Here is an 18,263-nt window from a genome sequence, read left to right on the forward strand (position 1 = left end):
TGTGTCTCACTGTATCAGCTTTTGGTTAGTTTTTCAGATACAGCGGACGACGGTAGTTAAACAGACCTTCGTCCAACATATCGCTAATACCCAACGGACCGCTGCCACCCAAACCTTTAATAACAAAGTTCAGATAGATGCCACTTTCAAAGGTTTCGCGTGGCGAGATTGGCGGCAAGTTCGGGTCTTCGTAATTGGTTTTCAAGTAGTGTCGATAAGCGAGTCGAATCGCCCAACAGCAGGACTCGTATTGAAAACCGGCGTAAGTCTCTACTGCTCTTTTGAGTCGCATGTCGTAGTAAAAGTTTCCAACAAAGTGCAGATCTTCACGAATCGGCCACGCTGCACGGACACCGGCTTGCGAAATATCCACTTCATCGGCGATATCCGGCACATAACGGTAGTTTAGCTGGAATAACTTGTTGGTGTGTGGACGAAAATCCAATGACGTCTGGCCTCTAGCCACACTTCTAAACGTGGTGTTGTATTGAACCGCTGAGCTCCAATACCAGTCGTTTACCAAGCGGAAATCAAATTCGGCGGCCAGAGCGCTGCTTGAAACCGACTGATCTTGTACTTCATTGGTCAAACTGACTCTGCTGTTTCTAAGGTACTGAATTTGACCCAGACTGATTTTACCGGCTTCGACATTGGCTTCATCAAACCAGCGGCTGGTGACACCTAGAGTTATCTGATTGGCATCGGCAATTCGGTCTAAACCCGAGAAGCGGCGGTCGCGAAACAAGCCGTAGTAATCGTCGTACAAAAGCCCAGTGTCATATAAGCCAATGCCAGATTGGTCTTGATAGCCCACGTACAAATATTGCATCTGGGGCTCAAGGGTCTGACGATAGGGCGCTTCAAACCAGGTCGTGTCGCGCTCCAAGTTCATTTTACCGTGAATGCGAACCTGCGGAATGGTTCGACTGACCGACTCGTTGAGCTGCCTCATTGGGTCGTTTTGCTCGTAGAAAGTCTGCATCAGCTTCACTTCACCAATCAAGGAGCCTGATGGTGTTTGGTAAGGTAGGCGTACGGTGGGTTCGAAGTGCAAACGCGTGGCGGTATTCATACCCGAGTCGCGGTGAGCAAAGTTTGTCATCTCCGAGTAAAACTCAAAGTCAGTGCCATAGCCCAGTGCGGGCTGGTTGTAGGTATAGGTGAGCTGAGGCATCACCTGGTGCGGCACTTCGTTTTCACCCAAAACCTTAATGTCTTGAACCTTAGCGCTGACGTTCCAATTGGGTTGGAAGTAGCTGACTTCACCGACGCGCATCAACTGGTTGTCGGTTGAGCGGCTAACATCGGACTTCAAATCGTTGAAGTAGTTGTTATCCGACACATCAGTAAAGCTAGCCAAAACACGCCAGTCTTCGTTGATCTTGCCCGAGTGATTGAAGTGATACAGGTACCGGTCTGGTTTGGTTGCCAGCTTGCGATCATCGGGTAGGTATTCGATATTGATCTGACCACGTTGGTCTTCACCGGCCAAATACCTGAACTCGGTTTTTAAGAACAAGCCGCGATTGGTCATCACATGGGGCGTGATAGTGGCGTCAAACTGGGGCGATATATTCCAATAATAAGGCAGAGCGACTTCGACACCATTGGTAGTGCTGGTACTCAAACTGGGAAACAAAAAGCCTGACTTGCGCTGGTCTGAAACTGGGATCGTCATGTAGGGCATGTAAAACACAGGGACGTCCCATAGGCGCAATTTTGCTCCCCAGATTTTGCCCCAGGCCTCTGAGCTGTCGATCTCAATTTTTTGCGCTTCTAGTAACCAAGACTGCGACTCAGGTGGACAAGTGGTGAAGTTAGTCCCATTGAGAATCAAGTCACTTTCCGCGGTGACTTGCAGTTGCTCAGCGTCACCGTGAATTTGCTTGCCATTGAGCCAATAACTGGCTTGGCTGAGCGTCGCCTCATTAGTGGCGACTTCGGCAGTTAACGACTCGGCAGTGATGGTGAACATCTTATCGGCGAATATCAGATTGCCACTGGCATCTAGACGTTCGCTCTGTTGATCCACACGAGCGTTGTCCGCTGAGATGTGACGGTTGCCCTGATTGAAGCGCACGTTTCCGTTAAACTCGGCGTAATCGCCTAATACAGCGTCACTTTTTTCTGCACTCACTTGGATCGGCGCTTGTGCGTCATCCTCGCTGTTAGGCGCTTGAGGATCGGTTTGGGTATTGGTGGTTTGCTCCAGTTTCTGTAGGACTTTTGGCGGTGGTAATACTCGACAGTGATTGTCACTGTCGGCCGCGAAGACAGAACGAATGGGCAAGGCGCTAAGAATCAGCACCCACTGAAGCGTGTTAAGCTGCCGGCGATGCATGCTAACGTATCGATTAACCTTTGCTTTAGTTGTTGTTGGTAGAATCCACGGGGGGCGAGCCCCGAGCCGTCGATTGTGTTGACAGCTTTTGTCGGAAATTAACCGGGCAAGTAGGTTATGATAAAGCAATTTTTGCCATACCGCTATTGAGGAATCCGCGATTGGACGCACGACTCGACGCTTTACAAACATGGTTAGCCAATTTTTGTGAGCCTCCGCCAACTCCTAGCCTAATTTCCGGTGACGCCAGCTTTAGACGTTATTTTCGTTTTCAGTATCAAGGGGCTAGCTACATCGCAGTGGATGCGCCTCCTCAGGTCGAAGATTGCCAGTGGTTTGTCAATGTCGCTCTCGAGCTGCAGCAACGAGGTATAACCGTGCCTCAAGTGTTGCGTTTTGACCCAGACCAAGGTTTCATGTGGCTCAGCGATTTGGGCGATACCTTGTTAGGCGACGAGCTGCACTCAGAAAGTGTCGATGCTCGCTATCACGAAGCACTTGCTTTATTACCGCCAATTCGAACCATCGACTCGGTGCGTGGTACTCAGCTACCTAAGTACGATGGCAAAATGCTCGAGTTTGAAATGAGCTTGTTTGACACCTGGCTGGTCGAAAACTATCTGCAGCTGCAGCTTAGCCCTGAGCAAAAGCATAGCTTAGAGCAGGCCAAAGCTTTATTAGTTCAGAGTGCGCTTGAGCAACCTCAATGCGGTGTGCATCGCGATTTTCATTGTCGCAACTTGATGCGCTTTCAAAAGAAGCTGGCCGTTATTGACTTTCAAGGCATGGTTACAGGGCCAATCACCTATGATTTGGTGTCTTTGCTACGGGATTGCTATCGGGCTTGGCCACCAGAGCAAGTGCAAATTTGGAAGCACGCTATTTTCGAGCAAATGCGCCAAACCGGCGAGCTGCCAAAGCAGGTCACTTATCAGCAATTCTACCGTTGGTTCGATTGGATGGGCATTCAGCGGCACCTCAAAGCCGCGGGTATCTTTTGTCGTCTGAAGTTACGCGATAACAAAGCCGGCTATCTGAAAGACGTGGCTTTAACCCTGACTTACATTCGCGACGTGGCTGCGGACTATCAAGAGTTAGCAGCGCTTAGCGAACTCATTGAGCACACAGTGATCCCGACCTGGGAGGCCAGACAATGAAAGCCATGATTCTTGCCGCTGGGCGCGGCGAGCGTTTGAGACCTATCACCGACAGCACTCCAAAACCCTTAGTGGATGTGGGTGGAAAAAGTTTGCTAAAGCATCACATCGATAAACTCGCCGAATCCGGTATCAGGCAATTAGTCATTAATCACGCCCACTTAGGCGAGCAAATCGTGGCGGCATTTGGCAGTGGTGACGGTCATGGGGTCGAGATTCATTATTCGGCCGAGCAGCCCGCTCTCGAAACTGGAGGGGCGGTCATCAAGGCGTTGTCGCAACTGGGCGATGCCCCTTTTGCCGTCATTAATGGTGATGTGTATACCGAGTACGATTTCGTCCAGTTACCGCAACTGCAAGGACAGCAACTGGCTCACCTGTTACTGGTGCCAAATCCTGAGCACAATCCGCAGGGGGATTTTAGCGTGGCCGATGGCCTCTTGCGCCCTAAAGGTGACGACAGTCTGACTTTCAGTGGGATTGGCGTGTATCACCCATCCTTGTTTGAAGGCTTGGAGGTGACCTCGATTCGTCTACCAGAAATTTGGGCCGATGCATTGGTCGAGGGACGTATCGCTGCCAGTGTTATTAGCGATTACTGGTGCGACGTGGGTACGCTAGAGCGTTTGACCGCACTGCGCGAACGGTTAGTCGGACAGTCAGAGGACACTGCCCATGTGGGGTAAGCTATTTGGTACCATTATCGGCTTTATGGCCGGTCGAATTGTCGGCGCGGTCATAGGTTTTTGGTTGGGCCATCTGTACGACAGCCGTTCGGGCAATTCCCTATTTGGCTCAGGCAGCCGCCGTGAATTGTTTTTCATGTCCACCTTTGCTGTTATGGGGCATATGGCCAAAAAAGGCGGTCGAGTCACTGAACAAGACATAGCATTGGCCAATCATCTGATGGACCAGCTGGGCCTTAGCGGTGACAAACGTCGCCAGGCTCAAGCGGCGTTTCGCAATGGCAAAAGTGCCGGGTTTAAAGTGGAGTCTGTGCTCAAGGACTTGCGCCGTTTGTCCCTTGGACGCACCGCTTTATTACAAATGTTTCTAGAGATCCAAATTCAAACCGCCTTGTCGGATGGCCGCCTGCAAGACGATGAGCGCGAACTGTTGCAGCTGATTGCGCTAACCCTTGGCTTTTCACCGAGCGAGTTGAGTCAGCTGTTGTCGCGATGGCAGGCAGAACAACGAGCTCACCAATACGGCGAGCAGCGCTCTGAGCAGGCGATTCTCGACGACGCTTATCAAGTGCTCGGTGTTGACCGGAACATTAGTTTCCCCGAACTCAAACGAGTTTATCGCAGGCTGATGTCCGAGCATCATCCCGACAAGTTGGTAGCTAAAGGATTACCTAATGAAATGATGGACATAGCCAAGCAAAAGACGCAGGATATTAAAGCGGCTTATGAGGTGCTTAAGCGCCATCACAGCCCGAGTTAACAGCCTTATGTGACAGCCTCAAATTGCGGAGGGATACGATGCGTTGGCAATTCATCATGATAGGCCTGCTGGCAAGTTCAGTGAGTACTTCGGCGTTGAGCCGAGACTTCTTCATCGCACCTCAGGCGGGCTACAGCGCCGGCGGTAATATCGACCTGCAGAACACTCAAGACGAGGTGCGCCAAACTCTTAAGATTAAAGAGACGCAAAACTTCGGGCTCAAGCTGGGTGTGTTAACCAAAGATCCCGGCGCTGTGTATTTGCTGCTCAGCACTCAAGATACTGAGTTTCAGCAGTCCGGCGAACAAGCCAGCCCGGCTGGGCAAAAGCTAACTCTCAACTATTACCACATCGGTGGCTCGCTGTATTTTAGCGACGGTCCGTTTAAGCCCTATGTGAGTGCCAGTGCAGGGGCGACCCAATTCAGGCCAGGCGGTAACGTCTCCAATGAAACTCGGTTGTCATTTGGCCTTGCCGGTGGCGCTATGTACCAGTTCAACCACTACTTTGGTTTGTTTGCTGAAGTGCAGGGATTTGCCACTGTATTGAACTCGGATAAGAGTTTGTTCTGCGACGGTGAGAACGGTTGTATCTGGAAAGTTCGCGGGAGCACTATGCTGCAAGCCCAGGCGAACCTGGGCTTTCAATTCACTTTCTAAAAACGAGTTTTAGTCGTTGAAAGTCACTTTAACTGCGGCTGCGGCCTTGACCGCTTGTTCGACTGCCGCGTCAGTGGTCGCAGCCTTGGCAAGGGCGACACCTAGGCGGCGCTGTCCTTGGATCTCCGGCTTGCCGAATAGGCGCAGTTGAGTGTTCGGCTGCGCTAGGGCTTGAGCCAAGTTACCAAAACTGATGTCTTTGGAGTGGCCTTGCGGCAAAATCACCGCCGATGCCGCCGCTGACACTTGCTCAATCTGATGGATTGGCAATTCCAAAATTGCGCGCACGTGCAGAGCAAATTCCGACAAATCCTGACTGATTAAGGTCACCATGCCGGTATCGTGTGGACGTGGAGATACCTCAGAGAAATATACTTGATCGCCTTTCACAAACAACTCGACGCCAAATAGTCCGTAACCGCCTAGTGCTTCCACTACCGCTTTGGCCACTCGTTGCGACTCAGCCAGTGCTTTGTCGGACATGACTTGTGGCTGCCACGACTCGCGATAGTCACCGTCTTGTTGGCGGTGGCCGATAGGCGCGCAGTAGTGAATACCGTCGACCGCACTGACGGTGAGTAGGGTGATTTCATAATCAAAGTCGACAAAACCTTCAATGATGACGCGACCGCCACCAGCGCGACCACCTTCCTGTGCGTATTGCCAGGCCGATTCGATATCCGCGCTGGATTTAATCACCGACTGGCCTTTGCCTGAGCTACTCATTACCGGCTTTATCACACAAGGACAGCCAATGGACTCAATGGCTTTCTGGGCTTCCTCTAGGGTGTCGACAAAGGCGTAAGAGGAAGTCGGTAGACCCAAGGTCTCAGCAGCCAAGCGGCGAATGCCTTCGCGATTCATGGTCAATTGAGTGGCTTTGGCGGTGGGCACCACCTTTTGCCCTTGAGCTTCAAGCTCAACCAACTTGTCGGTGGCAATCGCTTCAATTTCAGGAATCACCCAGTCCGGCTTTTCTGCCGCGATCAGTGCTTGCAGCGCGTCGCCATCGAGCATGTCGATACAATGGCTGCGATGGGCCACTTGCATTGCAGGCGCATTGGGATAGCGGTCGACGGCGATCACTTCGACGCCAAAGCGCTGCAGTTCGATTGCGACTTCTTTACCAAGTTCGCCGCTGCCCAAAAGCATGGCCTTACGGCTATGGGCCGCTAAGGGAGTTCCAATCATTATTGTTGTCCTGTGAGTCGTGATAGGGAAGTGTGATGCGCCTAGAGTTTAGCTGCGAATATTCGGCGAAGCACCTATTTATCGAATTTCTGCGAGCTGGGTCTAATTGGCCTGATGAGCATCAGGCCAGAGTTGAGACTAGTCGTTATCCGGTGGGAATTTGGCCAGAATGTCGTTGACCAGTTGAGTGATGATTTGTTGCTTCTTGTCGGCGTTGTCGCCATCGACCCAAGCTCGGCTGGCTTCGCCGCGCCAAATCAACTTTTGATTGGCGCTGGAGACAAAGTCGATACGCACGAACTGGTGAACTTCGCTATTGCCGCCAACTGGGACGCGCACGCTGCCACCAACACCACCAGAACTGCCGTAGCTACCGCCGCCAATTCCCACCGAGAATCCGGTATTTTTCGGCTTTTCAATCAGTTGATTGTATGCGGTGACTTTGATCGCTGAAGGATCCGCTTCATACAAACCTTTTTGGGTGAGGTTGTTGATAATGGCGTCCTTGACCTTTTCATGGGTCAGCGGGTTGCTCACTTCCGCCGGTGATTGCCACTGGAATTGATTGACCGCGGCAAAGTCATAGTTGACGTCGTAGTCGGTCACCGGCGAGTTGGAGGCGCATCCACTCACCAGTAGGGCAAGAGAGAAAAAAGCCAGCTTCAGCTTCATGAGATCATCCTAATTGACTGTTTTTCTAAGCATAAGCGCAAGGGCTGCAAATTGCCACAGCCCTTGTTGACTCGCTTCAATTACTGATGACTGACCAAAATCAGACGAATGGCATCCAGTTGCAGCTGACACTGCTCCATGTAGCCATCGAGCTCCTGGCGCTGTTGAGTTAGGTGGTCTAACTCGGCTTGGCGAATGTTCGGATTAAACTGCTTCAATGCGGTTAAGCGCTCGAGCTCACCATCTAGCGCCTGCTGCATGCGAGCCTTGGCCTGCGCGACAATGTCGGCCTTGGCGGCTTGAGCTTGCTCATTGGCTTGCTGCAACAGTGGGTGCACTAAGACTTGAGAGGCGCTGACCAGCTTGGCGCCAATGTGGCGATTTACCGGCGACAGCTGTTGGTTGAGGGTATCAAAGTCCACCTTGTCCGACAGGTTGTCACCGTTCTTATCCAGCAATAAGCGGATAGGGGTGGTTGGCAAATAGCGGAACAACTGGCTGGATTTTGGCGCCGACGCCTCGGCCAGGTACACCAACTCCAACAAAATGGTACCGGCTGGCAAGGCTTTGTTTTTCATCAAAGCCACGCTGGTGGAGCCAGTTTCTGAGCTAAGTACCAAATCCAAACCGGTTTGCACCAAAGGATGCTCTTCGGTGATCAGCGCAATGTCATCGCGAGATAGAGCGGTATCGCGCTCAAAGGTCACTGTAACGCCGTCTTCCGGCATCCCTGGGTAGGTTGGGAACAGCATGGTGTCAGTTGGGGTCAGTACTAGCGCGTTCTCGCCACGGTCTTCTTGATTGACGCCAATGATGTCCCACAGGCGCAGAGTGAAGCCGACAAAGTCCAAATTGTCGTCCGCTTGCTGTACTCGCTCGACCAACTCTTGTGCTAGCGCGCCACCGTGAGAGTTAAGCTCGAGCAGTTTGTCGCGACCTTGCTCCATTGCTTGAGTCAGTTCGGCGTGACGGGCTTGAGTCAGCTTAATCAATTCGTCAAAACCAGCATCATCACCATCGGCCAACTGGCTCAGTAGCAATTCACCATATTGCTGGAACAGTATGTGTCCAGAAGGACAAGTGTCCTCAAGGGCATTGATGCCTTTGTGGTGCCAGTCCATCAGCTTTTGCTGGGCAGAATCGGCGAAATACGGCAAGTGAATGGTGACATCGTTGCGCTGACCGATGCGATCTAGACGACCGATGCGCTGCTCTAACAAATCCGGGTTGAGCGGTAGGTCGAACAGCACTAAGTGACTGGCGAACTGGAAGTTGCGCCCTTCGGAACCGATTTCCGAACAGATAAGCGCCTGTGCACCACCTTCTTCTTGAGCGAAGTAGGCACCGGCTTTATCGCGTTCGATGATTGACATGGCTTCGTGGAATACGGTGGCCTGAATCCCTTCGCGGGTGCGAAGCGCTTCTTCAAGCGCTAATGCGGTTTCGGCTTTAGCGGCAATTACTAGCACTTTTTGGCTGCGATGATTGCGCAAGAAGTCGATCAGCCAGTCCACTCTGGGGTCAAACTTCCACCAAGCTGCGCCGGCGGCGTCAAACTCCTGGTAAATGCTCTCAGGCGTCAAGGCTTGCATGGCGCGTTGCTCGTCGTTTTGCTGAGCACCCATCATAGCGGCTACGCGATTTGCGGTTGTGTATTGCTCCGGCAGCGCGAGCGGGTAAGGCTTGAAAATTCGTTGTGGGAAGCCTTGTACCGATTTACGCGAGTTTCTAAACAGAATGCGGCCGGTGCCGTGACGGTCCAACAACTGACGCAGTAGGGTTTCGCGCGCGACTTGGCTGTCGCTGGGGTTAGCGTTTATCGCGGCAATCTCATCGCTAATGTCGCGATCCGCTAGCAGAGTGTCTAGCTGTTTGGCTTCGGCGCTCGAGAGAGCATCGTCGCGCATCAGGGCATCAGCGGCATTGGCGACGTCTTGATATTGAGCTTCTTCTTCGGTGAAGGCCTGATAGTCGTAAAAGCGGTCTGGGTCGAGTAAGCGCAAGCGGGCAAAGTGGCTTTGATGGCCTAATTGGTCTGGCGTTGCGGTTAACAGCAAGACGCCAGGGATTTCTTGCGCCAATTGCTCAACGATTCGATAGTTGCGCGATGGTGCCTCTTCTGACCATTCCAAATGATGGGCTTCGTCGACAATTAACAGGTCCCAATCGGCTTCAAGAGCTTGGTCTAATCGCTGCTTTTTGCGTAGTAACTCAAGCGAGCTGATCACTAGCTGCTCCGACTCAAAGGGATTGTGGTACTCGGCATAGGCTTCAACGCAGCGCTCTTCGTCAAACACGCTAAAGTGCAGGTTAAAGCGACGCATCATTTCTACCAGCCACTGATGGCGCAAACTATCCGGCACCAAAATCAACACGCGCTCGGCGCGGCCGGTAAGCAATTGCTGATGCAAAATCATGCCAGCTTCGATGGTTTTACCAAGGCCCACTTCGTCCGCTAGCAATACTCGAGGCGCGTGACGTTGTCCCACCTCGTGAGCGATCCACAATTGATGCGGAATCAGACCAACGCGCCCGCCCTGCATACCAAGTAAGTCGGACGATTGCGATTGATGGCGCATGCACTGAGCACGATAACGCAGCACAAAGCGGTCCATGCGATCGATTTGGCCGGCAAACAAGCGGTCTTGAGGTTTGTTAAAGCGAATATTGTAGTCGAGCAGGGTCTCGCGCAGGCTGGCTTGAGATTGGTCGTCGCTGCGCACGCCGTGATAGGTCAAGAGATCGTCGGGCTCGCCTTCGACACTCTCGACGGTCAGCTGCCACTCTTCGGGACCTTGGATTTGGTCGCCAGGGTTAAACATCACACGAGTCAGGGGCGCATCTTGTACAGAGAACAAGCGGTTTTCACCGGTGGCTGGGAATAACAAGGTGACTGTGCGCCCTTCTAGAGCGACTACTGTACCTAGGCCTAGGTCGGATTCGGTATCGCTGATCCAGCGTTGTCCAAGGGCAAATGGAGCTATCGACATTGGGTTGTACGTCTCTTATCTGTCATGTTGAGGTGCGATAAAAAAGGCGCGTATCTTAACGCAAAGCGCTCATTTGCAACCATTAAAAAATTTTCTTTTTTTACTCTGGTATGGGACGAGCATTTCTGTCATGTTGGAGTTACCCAACAATAATAGAACAAGAGGAGGCTGCGCGAAGTACGGATTCACCAGGAAGGCGATAATCAGAGTCAACCGTGGAGGCGCTATGGACCCAAACGCTAGAAAACTGTTCGTGCTGGATACCAATGTATTGCTGCATGAACCTCTCGCCGTGTATTCCTTCAAAGAGCACGATGTCGTAGTACCCATGACAGTTCTCGAAGAACTGGACCAGATCAAAGACCGCAAGCGCGATGTTAGCCGCGACGCACGCGTGGCGATTCGAACCCTTGAAAACTTGCTTGGGGGTGCAACCCCAGAAGAGATAGTCGCTGGTGTGCCAATTGAAGCACGCGACAATCAGCCCGACGTCAGTGGCAGCCTTGCCATTTTCCCAGACCATCAAATTCATTCGCCCGGGCAGTCACTGCCAGGGGATCACAACGACAACCTAATCATTAACGCTGCGCTGCACTTGCAGCAGACGCTGGCACCGCGTCAGGTGGTGCTAGTGACCAAAGACATCAACATGCGCCTAAAAGCCAAAGGCGCGGGTATGGAGCTGGTGGAGGATTACCGCACCGACCAGCTAATCGACGACATTCGCTTCTTGACCACGGGCTTTCGTCAGTTCGAGGGTAATTTTTGGGATAAACTCGGCGAGTGCAATACCGAGATGGTGGGGCGTCACACCCACCATAAACTGCCTCGCAGTGTGCTGGCGGATGAACCTCTGTTTACCAATCAGTATTTAATCGACGAAGACAGTGATTTTTGTGCTCGAGTCGCCAAAATTGACGATGAAACCGTGGATCTTATCGACTTTGGTCGCGAGCGTTTGATGCACCTAGATGCTTGGGGTATTCGTCCAAGGAATATTTATCAAGGAATGGCGCTGCAGGCCTTGCTCGACCCGGATATCGACATGGTAGTGCTCACCGGTCCCGCCGGTTGTGGTAAGACCCTGTTGGCCATGGCGGCCGCACTTGAAACCGTGGTGGAGCGAAATCAGTACGAGAAAGTGATTGTGACGCGCAATACGCCAGAGATTGCCGAGTCGATTGGTTTTTTGCCTGGCACCGAAGAGGAGAAAATGGCGCCTTGGTTGGCGGCAATTACCGACACTTTGGAAGTACTGCACAAGCACGATGAGAATCCGACCGGTAGCATGAACTACATCATGGAAAAGGCCAATGTTCAGTTTAAGTCGGTGAACTTTATGCGCGGTCGCTCGATTCAAAATTCCTTCGTAATCTTGGACGAATGCCAAAACCTAACCGCCTCTCAAATCAAAACCATCATTACTCGTATGGGCGAGGGCAGTAAGCTGGTGTGCTCGGGCAACTTGGCGCAGATTGATTCCAACTACCTGACTGCGGTTACCTCGGGTCTGACCTATATCGTGGAGCGGTTTAAGGACTTTGAGGGCAGTGCCAATGTGTTCCTAAATGGCGTGCAACGCTCGCGACTAGCGGAGTTTGCCGAAGAGCGTCTGTAACTTAACTCAAGCCTTTTAAAAGACTGTGGGATCTCGCGCCCACAGTTTTTTTTGTACTAGTGATTGGCGTCACGGCAGCCCATTCGGACACTGGCTAACCTAGCATGGTGCAGCTTCAAATCCGATTGTTTCACACTCGATATAGGTCCTCAAAATCCGTTTGGATTTCTCGGGAACCAGCAGCAAGGGTCGCTAGAGTTAACCAATCGATTTGTCTTGTTTATGGGGCCACAGCGCCTGTTCAATCGATTGAGTTATTAGCGAGATGAAATCCCACAATGAAAACCACAACAATCAAACAAGCCCTGATTTTCTCGATATTGGCTATCAGCCAATGCGCCATTTCAGTCGTTAACGCGTGCGAACCAAACAATCAGCTAGGTACTGCCAAAGTCATCGAATCCTACACCCAAATGCAGTGGGCCAAATCATTGCCGCAGACAGTTTATAGCGACTTGTCCGGAAGTCGAGTTAGCCTAGAGCAGTACAAGGGAAAGCTGGTGGTGGTGAATCTCTGGGCGAGCTGGTGTTCTTCCTGTGTTGATGAAATTCCCGAGTTGATGACGTTTGCGTCAGCTAATAAAGACAAGCCGTTTGCCATAGTTCCGATCTCAATCGATCAAAACTCAGACTACGTCCGGTCGTTTCTCAAAAGCAAAGGCTTTGAACAATACCAGACCTGGCTTGCGCCCGAGTTTGAGGCGCAACTGGACAAGCCAACAGAGCTTGTTCCGTCAACGATCGTATTTGATGGTAAGGGTCAACTTATTGGATTTGCCGCTGGGCCAGTGGGCTGGAGTGACGAGTCGATTCAACAGTACATAGAGGAGCTACTGGAAAAGCACGCAAAGCCTAGCGCTGAGCCGCGGCCATTGAACTTGGACAATTTCCTGTGGAAAAGTGAGTAGGTTGAACCTGTACTCGTCAACTCGTTACCTTCTCAACTCGTTGCAGGCCTAAGCGATAACTGACACTTAAGATCACGCGCCCCAGAAACTTTTCTGGGGCGCGTTTTTTTGCGGTGAAAGTTGGTAGTGCTTGTCCTTGCTTTGTTTCCAATTTGAATGCGAACCACCATTCACGCGGTAGGATTCATCCGGCTTCATACAAGCTCGGCACATTCCCACACAACAAAAAAATGCGCGTTCTTATTTTTTATAAGCTTTTTATATTGTTATGAACGCAGGTTGGCCTTTTTGTGAGTTAGTCCTGCAATTATTTCAATCCATTTGTGGCTATTTTCAAAAGTAGACTTGAGTCATTCAAAGCAATATCAGTGACCCCTATAGTAAACATCAACAAACCTATTTTTCACCTTTGTAACACGGCTGCCAATCGCTATTAAAGCAGTCTGATTTAGATGCAGCCCAACAGGAGTCACAATGCCAGTTTTCAAATTTACCAGTATCGCCAAGCTTGGCGGAGCCTCATTACTGGCCCTAGTGCCAATGGCGTTTGCCCAAGCGGCGACCTTTACCTTTACTGCAATTCCCGACGCCGATGAGAGTCAGTTGCGCACCCGCTTTGAGAAAGTTGCCGAGTACTTGGAGCAGCAACTGGGTGTCGATGTCGAGTACGTTCCCGTTAAGTCATACTCAGCGGCGGTGACCGCGTTTAGAAATAACCAAGTTCAGTTGGCCTGGTTTGGTGGCTTATCCGGCGTGCAAGCGCGTAAGTTAGTTGAAGGTTCGCAAGCGATTGCGCAAGGCTACGAAGACCAGTTCTTCAAAAGCTACATCATTGCGCACCACAGCGCGGATATTGATGCCTCGAAAGAGTTTCCGGATATCAGTGGCACTAGCTTTACCTTTGGCTCTAAAGGCTCGACTTCGGGTCGCTTGATGCCACAGTACTTCATTGAGAAACACCTTGAAACCACGCCTAAAAAAGCGTTCAAGCGAGTCGGTTTCTCTGGCGATCACAGTCGCACTATTGCTCAAGTCCAAGCCGGTGCCTACCAAGTCGGTGCGGTTAATTACAAAGTGTGGGAGCGCGAGCTAGAAGAGGGCAAAATTGACCTAAACAAGGTCAAAGTGATTTGGGAGACTCCAACCTATCCCGACTATCAGTGGACCATTCGTGCCGATGTCGATGCTAAGTATGGCGAAGCTTTCACCGGCAAGGTAAAGGCGGCATTGCTGGATATGAAAAATCCAGACTTACTCAAGAGTTTCCCGCGCTCTTCCTTTGTCGAAGCCACTAACGCTGACTACCAGCCAGTGGAAGATGTGGCCAAACAAATCGGTTTGATTGACTAATGCTGACTATTCGCAACCTTGATCTGTTCTACGATTGCACCGCTGCCTCCTCAGGCAGCGGCGAACGCGGGCATCAAGTCTTGTTCGACGTTAATTTGGCGATTGAGCAGGGAGACAAGGTTGCGATTATCGGCCCTTCGGGCGCCGGTAAGTCCAGCTTGCTGCACTACATACACAAGGAGCTTGAGCATCAAGCGGCGCTGTGTTCGCAAGAGCAGGGGCTGGTAGACAACCTCAGTCTTTACCACAACGTATACATGGGCGCGTTGGCGCGGCATGGGTGGTGGTACAACCTGATAAATTTGATTCGGCCCTTTAGTAAGCATTTAACCGCGATTCAGAGTTTGTGCGACCGCTTGGAGTTGGATCAAGCACTAACCAAAAAAGTCGACACTCTGTCGGGCGGGCAAAGGCAGCGAGTGGCCTTGGCTCGCGCTGTGTATCAACGCCAACCAGTGTTCATTGGCGATGAGCCATTTTCAGCGCTTGACCCTTTGATGGCGCGCCGTTTAATTGAGCAGCTATTCCTACTGCATACCAGCGTAATCATGGTGGTGCACGACCGCGAGCTAGCACTGAGTCACTTTGATAGAGTCATCGCGCTGAGTCGAGGGCGAGTTGTGATAGATAGCCCAAGTGACCAAGTCGATAAGTGCGAGGTAGAAGCCCTCTATCAATCGGATGTCACTCGTCTAAAAATCGCCTGCTAGCGGATTCGATACACGGATTCGATACACGGGTTTGAGGCAGGGTCACTAACTGTCGCTACTCCAGAAAAGACAAGACACTGAGGTAAGGCTTGCAACAAGTACTAAAACGCCTTTGGGGGAAGATAGCTAGGCCCGAGCACACCTCTAACAGCATTCGCTACTGGCCTGGTCACTGGCAAAAACTCAGCTTGGTGATTTGGCTGATAGCCATTGCCTTGTTGCCTTTTAGTGACTTAGAAATCATTAGTTACGATCCTTGGACTGAGTTGCATCGCATGCTTCAGGGGTTATTGGCACCGGATTTCACTGCCACTGAATACCTGTTTGCGGCGATCCTACAAACAGTCAACTTCGCCGTGCTTGGGGTGGCTTTTGGGCTAGTGCTTGGTGCGCCGCTAGCGCTGATCTACACCCACCCTGTGATTTCTACTTTGTGCTCGCTGACTCGAGCGGTTCACGAGCTTTTCTGGGCTTTGCTGTTCTTACAAGTGTTTGGCTTATCGCCGCTGACTGGGATTCTGGCGTTAACTTTGCCCTTTGGCGCAACATTCGCGCGTGTCTTTAGCGATATTTTACGCCAATCGAGCGATGCGCCACTGACCAGCACACCGAGAAACAGCGATCGCTGCAGTCGATACTTGTACGCCAAAATAGCATTGGTCATGCCGCAGTTGTTGTCCTACGTGCGCTATCGGTTTGAGTGCGCTCTGCGCAGTAGCGCGGTGTTGGGCTTTATCGGTATGCCCACCATAGGTTTTTACCTAGAAACCGCCTTTCGACAGGGGAATTACCATGAGGGTATGGCCTTGCTGATGCTGTTTATCGCCATGATTGGCGGCATTCGTTATTGGTGTCGTCCTCGCTTAATACCTGTGTATTTGGGCTTGGCATTTTTCACTTTGGCTGAAATACCTTCACTCGATGCAGGCTTGATTGTTCGATTTCTTACTCAAGATGTGGTGCCACCGGCGATAGCGGCTGCGTCTAGCCTGTTGGCGGTGGACTTAGGGTCTTTGGGCGCTTGGTTTAGTGAAATTGTTGTCGAGCAAGCCATACCCGGCGCGCAGGTCACTATTGTGTTGGCAATGCTTGCCTTAGCGCTTACCCATCTGTTAGCCCTAACCGGTCATGGGATCGCCAGTCGTCAATTGTTGCCCAAGCCCTTCGCTTATTTAGGGCAGTTTGTGCTGTTAATCGGGCGCTCGGTACCCGAATACGTGATGGCCTATGCTTTCTTGATCTTATTGGGGCCGTCAATGCTTCCCGCCATTCTGGCGTTGGCCATTCACAACGGCGCTGTGGTGGCCTATTTGGCGGTGCGCCAGAGTGACAAGTTGGCCGCCAGTCAAGTTAACTTTGGACGCTGCAATCAGTTTCACTACCGAGTGCTGCCTAGCGTCTATCCCAACTTGATGGCCTTACTGTTTTACCGCTTTGAGATAATCGTGCGTGAGACCGCAGTGTTTGGCATGTTGGGGATCATGGCCTTGGGCTTTTACATCGACAGTAACTTTGCTGAGATTCGATACAGTGACGCCATCGTTCTTATCGGTATCACCGCCTGTTTTAACGTTGTGATTGACAAGGTTTCACGACGTTATCTTTCGTCCTCTAACCAAGCGCAGCATTGTGGCTAATAAATTTTGGCGGCTAGCAAACACTTTTGACTAATAAATCGTCAGCAAAATAGATTCCCCTGTAGCAATTGGTTTGCGTTAAGGCATCTTAAACCTTTGCCATAAACGTGTTTTATTCGGTTTTTATGTATTACAGCATTTGCCAATCTACATAGGTTTTTCTTAGTGTTGTCTATCGCACACTTGTCGAAGCTTAAGCATTAATTATTAATAAATGCAGTTATTATGATTTTGAATAATGAGTGGGTTAGGGTTCGCATTTTTTACAAGTGATTGGTCATTAGCGAATTAGTATTGAGATTGCTTTTTGTTGTCCTAGTTTCTTATTTTATTCTAGGTATTAATTTTCCTTCGCTAACGCCGATTTCATTAGCTTGTTGATAGCCTAATTCGAATATCTAAGTAGTCACCAAGCGACATTGGCCTCCTCTCATCGATTTATTAATTTTAGTTTTCTGGGGATTGTTATGAGTCAATTCTTTACTACAAAGAAGAGCATCATTTTAGTCGGTGCCGTCATTGGTATAATTGCGGCATTGATGCAGTTTATGGGCAACCCGCCCAACATGGGCGTGTGTGTCGCTTGTTTTGAGCGCGACATCGCCGGGGCACTGGGTTTACACCGAGCGTCTGTGGTTCAATATTTGCGCCCAGAGATTTTTGGCATAGTACTCGGCGCCATGCTTGCCGCCTTTAGTGCCAAAGAGTTCTCCCCTCGCGCCGGCAGCGCACCCATGATCCGCTTGTTGTTGGGTGCCTTTGCCATGATTGGCGCGCTGGTCTTCTTGGGTTGTCCTTGGCGTACCCTGCTGCGGTTAGCGGGTGGCGATGGCAATGCCATCTTTGGTTTTCTCGGGCTAATTTGTGGCACCCTAATTGGCACTTACTTTATCAAGCAAGGCTTTTCGCTAGGGCGGAAACAGGTGGCTAGCCGTGCTGCAGGTCTGGCGTTCCCCTTGGTCATGTTCGGCTTGTTAGTGCTGGCTATTGTCACCCCTGAGTTTGGCAATGGCGTGGTGTTTGCCAGCGAGAAAGGTCCAGGCGCGATGCATGCACCTCTATGGCTAAGTCTTGGCGCGGGTCTTGTGATTGGCGCTCTGGCTCAGAGAAGTCGCTTTTGCACCATGGGTGCAATTCGCGACGTTTTCGTTGCCAAAGACTTTCACCTGATTTCCGGTGTTTTATCTTTGCTGTTCTTCGCTTTCATCGCCAACTTGATGCTCGGCCAGTTTAACCCAGGTTTTGAGGGGCAACCTATTGCTCATACCAATAGCTTGTGGAACTTCATTGGAATGACCTTGGCCGGTTGTGCGTTCGTGATGGCTGGCGGCTGTCCAGGGCGCCAGTTGATCAAGGCAGGCGAGGGTGATGGCGATGCGGCTACCTTCGTGATTGGAATGGTGATTGGCGCGGCTTTTGCGCACAACTTTATGCTGGCCAGTTCGCCCAAAGGCGTCACCGAATTTGCGCCTTATGCGGTGATCTTAGGCTTCATTTTCATTTTGGGATTGGCGTTCAGCGCCCGCGCCAAAATCAATCTGGATTAGCGCTGTGACGGCATGCAAGCCCTCGGGTTTGTATGCC

Annotated in this window: 14 protein-coding genes; 10 read left to right on the top strand and 4 right to left on the bottom strand. The window is 51.2% G+C overall.

The annotated features are described in order from the left end of the window. Positions 1–25: 25 nt before the first annotated feature. A complete protein-coding gene (lptD, locus tag CLC93_RS04800) occupies positions 26–2,341 on the bottom strand; it encodes an LPS assembly protein LptD (protein WP_095504813.1) in 2,316 nt (771 codons plus the stop codon). Positions 2,342–2,502: 161 nt separating this feature from the next. Here lptD and CLC93_RS04805 point away from each other — a divergent pair, with 161 nt between their 5' ends. Genes CLC93_RS04805 through CLC93_RS04820 form a run of 4 tightly spaced genes read left to right on the top strand, consistent with a single transcriptional unit; the run spans position 2,503 to position 5,603 of the window. After that, positions 2,503–3,498 (top strand): aminoglycoside phosphotransferase family protein, encoded by a 996-nt coding sequence (locus tag CLC93_RS04805; protein WP_169902816.1) that lies wholly within the window; start codon positions 2,503–2,505, stop codon positions 3,496–3,498. Next, positions 3,495–4,184 carry an N-acetylmuramate alpha-1-phosphate uridylyltransferase MurU gene (gene murU, locus CLC93_RS04810; RefSeq protein WP_095504815.1) on the top strand — a complete coding sequence of 230 codons (690 nt, stop codon included), beginning with the start codon at positions 3,495–3,497 and terminating at the stop codon, positions 4,182–4,184. The genes CLC93_RS04805 and murU overlap by 4 nt, the downstream gene beginning before the upstream one ends. Beyond that, entirely contained in the window at positions 4,168–4,944 is a 777-nt protein-coding gene (gene djlA / locus CLC93_RS04815) for a co-chaperone DjlA (RefSeq protein ID WP_095504816.1), read from the top strand. The genes murU and djlA overlap by 17 nt, the downstream gene beginning before the upstream one ends. A 38-nt stretch (positions 4,945–4,982) precedes the next feature. After that, positions 4,983–5,603 (top strand): outer membrane beta-barrel protein, encoded by a 621-nt coding sequence (locus CLC93_RS04820; RefSeq protein ID WP_095504817.1) that lies wholly within the window; start codon positions 4,983–4,985, stop codon positions 5,601–5,603. A 9-nt stretch (positions 5,604–5,612) separates the two neighbouring features. On the opposite strand, the gene purT is transcribed toward CLC93_RS04820, so the two are convergent. From purT to rapA, 3 genes are all read right to left on the bottom strand, one after another. Then, complete coding sequence (purT, locus tag CLC93_RS04825) at positions 5,613–6,794, bottom strand: formate-dependent phosphoribosylglycinamide formyltransferase (RefSeq protein WP_095504818.1); 1,182 nt, start codon at positions 6,792–6,794, stop codon at positions 5,613–5,615. Between the two features lie 138 nt (positions 6,795–6,932). Then, positions 6,933–7,466 carry a DUF4136 domain-containing protein gene (locus CLC93_RS04830; RefSeq protein WP_095504819.1) on the bottom strand — a complete coding sequence of 178 codons (534 nt, stop codon included), beginning with the start codon at positions 7,464–7,466 and terminating at the stop codon, positions 6,933–6,935. A gap of 80 nt (positions 7,467–7,546) precedes the next feature. Then, entirely contained in the window at positions 7,547–10,456 is a 2,910-nt protein-coding gene (gene rapA, locus CLC93_RS04835; RefSeq protein WP_095504820.1) for an RNA polymerase-associated protein RapA, read from the bottom strand. A 226-nt stretch (positions 10,457–10,682) separates the two neighbouring features. Between rapA and CLC93_RS04840 the strand changes: the two genes are divergently transcribed. The 6 genes from CLC93_RS04840 (at position 10,683) to yedE (ending at position 18,226) form a co-directional block, all read left to right on the top strand. Next, positions 10,683–12,074 (top strand): PhoH family protein, encoded by a 1,392-nt coding sequence (locus tag CLC93_RS04840; protein WP_095504821.1) that lies wholly within the window; start codon positions 10,683–10,685, stop codon positions 12,072–12,074. Between the two features lie 278 nt (positions 12,075–12,352). Beyond that, complete coding sequence (locus CLC93_RS04845) at positions 12,353–12,982, top strand: TlpA family protein disulfide reductase (protein WP_095504822.1); 630 nt, start codon at positions 12,353–12,355, stop codon at positions 12,980–12,982. A 540-nt stretch (positions 12,983–13,522) separates the two neighbouring features. After that, a complete protein-coding gene (locus tag CLC93_RS04850) occupies positions 13,523–14,332 on the top strand; it encodes a putative selenate ABC transporter substrate-binding protein (protein ID WP_211286814.1) in 810 nt (269 codons plus the stop codon). Next, positions 14,332–15,042 carry an ATP-binding cassette domain-containing protein gene (locus CLC93_RS04855; RefSeq protein ID WP_095504824.1) on the top strand — a complete coding sequence of 237 codons (711 nt, stop codon included), beginning with the start codon at positions 14,332–14,334 and terminating at the stop codon, positions 15,040–15,042. The genes CLC93_RS04850 and CLC93_RS04855 overlap by 1 nt, the downstream gene beginning before the upstream one ends. An 89-nt stretch (positions 15,043–15,131) precedes the next feature. After that, positions 15,132–16,679, top strand: a complete 1,548-nt coding sequence (locus CLC93_RS04860) for a PhnE/PtxC family ABC transporter permease (protein ID WP_245837082.1) — start codon at positions 15,132–15,134, stop codon at positions 16,677–16,679. Positions 16,680–17,146: 467 nt separating this feature from the next. Then, a complete protein-coding gene (gene yedE / locus CLC93_RS04865) occupies positions 17,147–18,226 on the top strand; it encodes a YedE family putative selenium transporter (RefSeq protein ID WP_095504825.1) in 1,080 nt (359 codons plus the stop codon). The last annotated feature ends 37 nt before the right edge of the window (positions 18,227–18,263 follow it).

Source organism: Paraferrimonas sedimenticola (assembly GCF_002282855.1).
GTDB classification, from domain to species: domain Bacteria; phylum Pseudomonadota; class Gammaproteobacteria; order Enterobacterales; family Shewanellaceae; genus Paraferrimonas; species Paraferrimonas sedimenticola.

Excerpts from the sequence above, each read along its gene's own strand:
- purT (WP_095504818.1), bottom strand. The coding sequence starts at position 6,794 with ATGATTGGAACTCCCTTAGCGGCCCATAGCCGTAAGGCCATGCTTTTG.
- CLC93_RS04830 (WP_095504819.1), bottom strand. The coding sequence starts at position 7,466 with ATGAAGCTGAAGCTGGCTTTTTTCTCTCTTGCCCTACTGGTGAGTGGA.
- rapA (WP_095504820.1), bottom strand. The coding sequence starts at position 10,456 with ATGTCGATAGCTCCATTTGCCCTTGGACAACGCTGGATCAGCGATACC.
- CLC93_RS04840 (WP_095504821.1), top strand. The coding sequence starts at position 10,683 with ATGGACCCAAACGCTAGAAAACTGTTCGTGCTGGATACCAATGTATTG.
- CLC93_RS04820 (WP_095504817.1), top strand. The coding sequence starts at position 4,983 with ATGCGTTGGCAATTCATCATGATAGGCCTGCTGGCAAGTTCAGTGAGT.
- CLC93_RS04845 (WP_095504822.1), top strand. The coding sequence starts at position 12,353 with ATGAAAACCACAACAATCAAACAAGCCCTGATTTTCTCGATATTGGCT.
- CLC93_RS04855 (WP_095504824.1), top strand. The coding sequence starts at position 14,332 with ATGCTGACTATTCGCAACCTTGATCTGTTCTACGATTGCACCGCTGCC.
- yedE (WP_095504825.1), top strand. The coding sequence starts at position 17,147 with ATGAGTCAATTCTTTACTACAAAGAAGAGCATCATTTTAGTCGGTGCC.
- murU (WP_095504815.1), top strand. The coding sequence starts at position 3,495 with ATGAAAGCCATGATTCTTGCCGCTGGGCGCGGCGAGCGTTTGAGACCT.
- lptD (WP_095504813.1), bottom strand. The coding sequence starts at position 2,341 with ATGCATCGCCGGCAGCTTAACACGCTTCAGTGGGTGCTGATTCTTAGC.
- CLC93_RS04850 (WP_211286814.1), top strand. The coding sequence starts at position 13,523 with ATGGCGTTTGCCCAAGCGGCGACCTTTACCTTTACTGCAATTCCCGAC.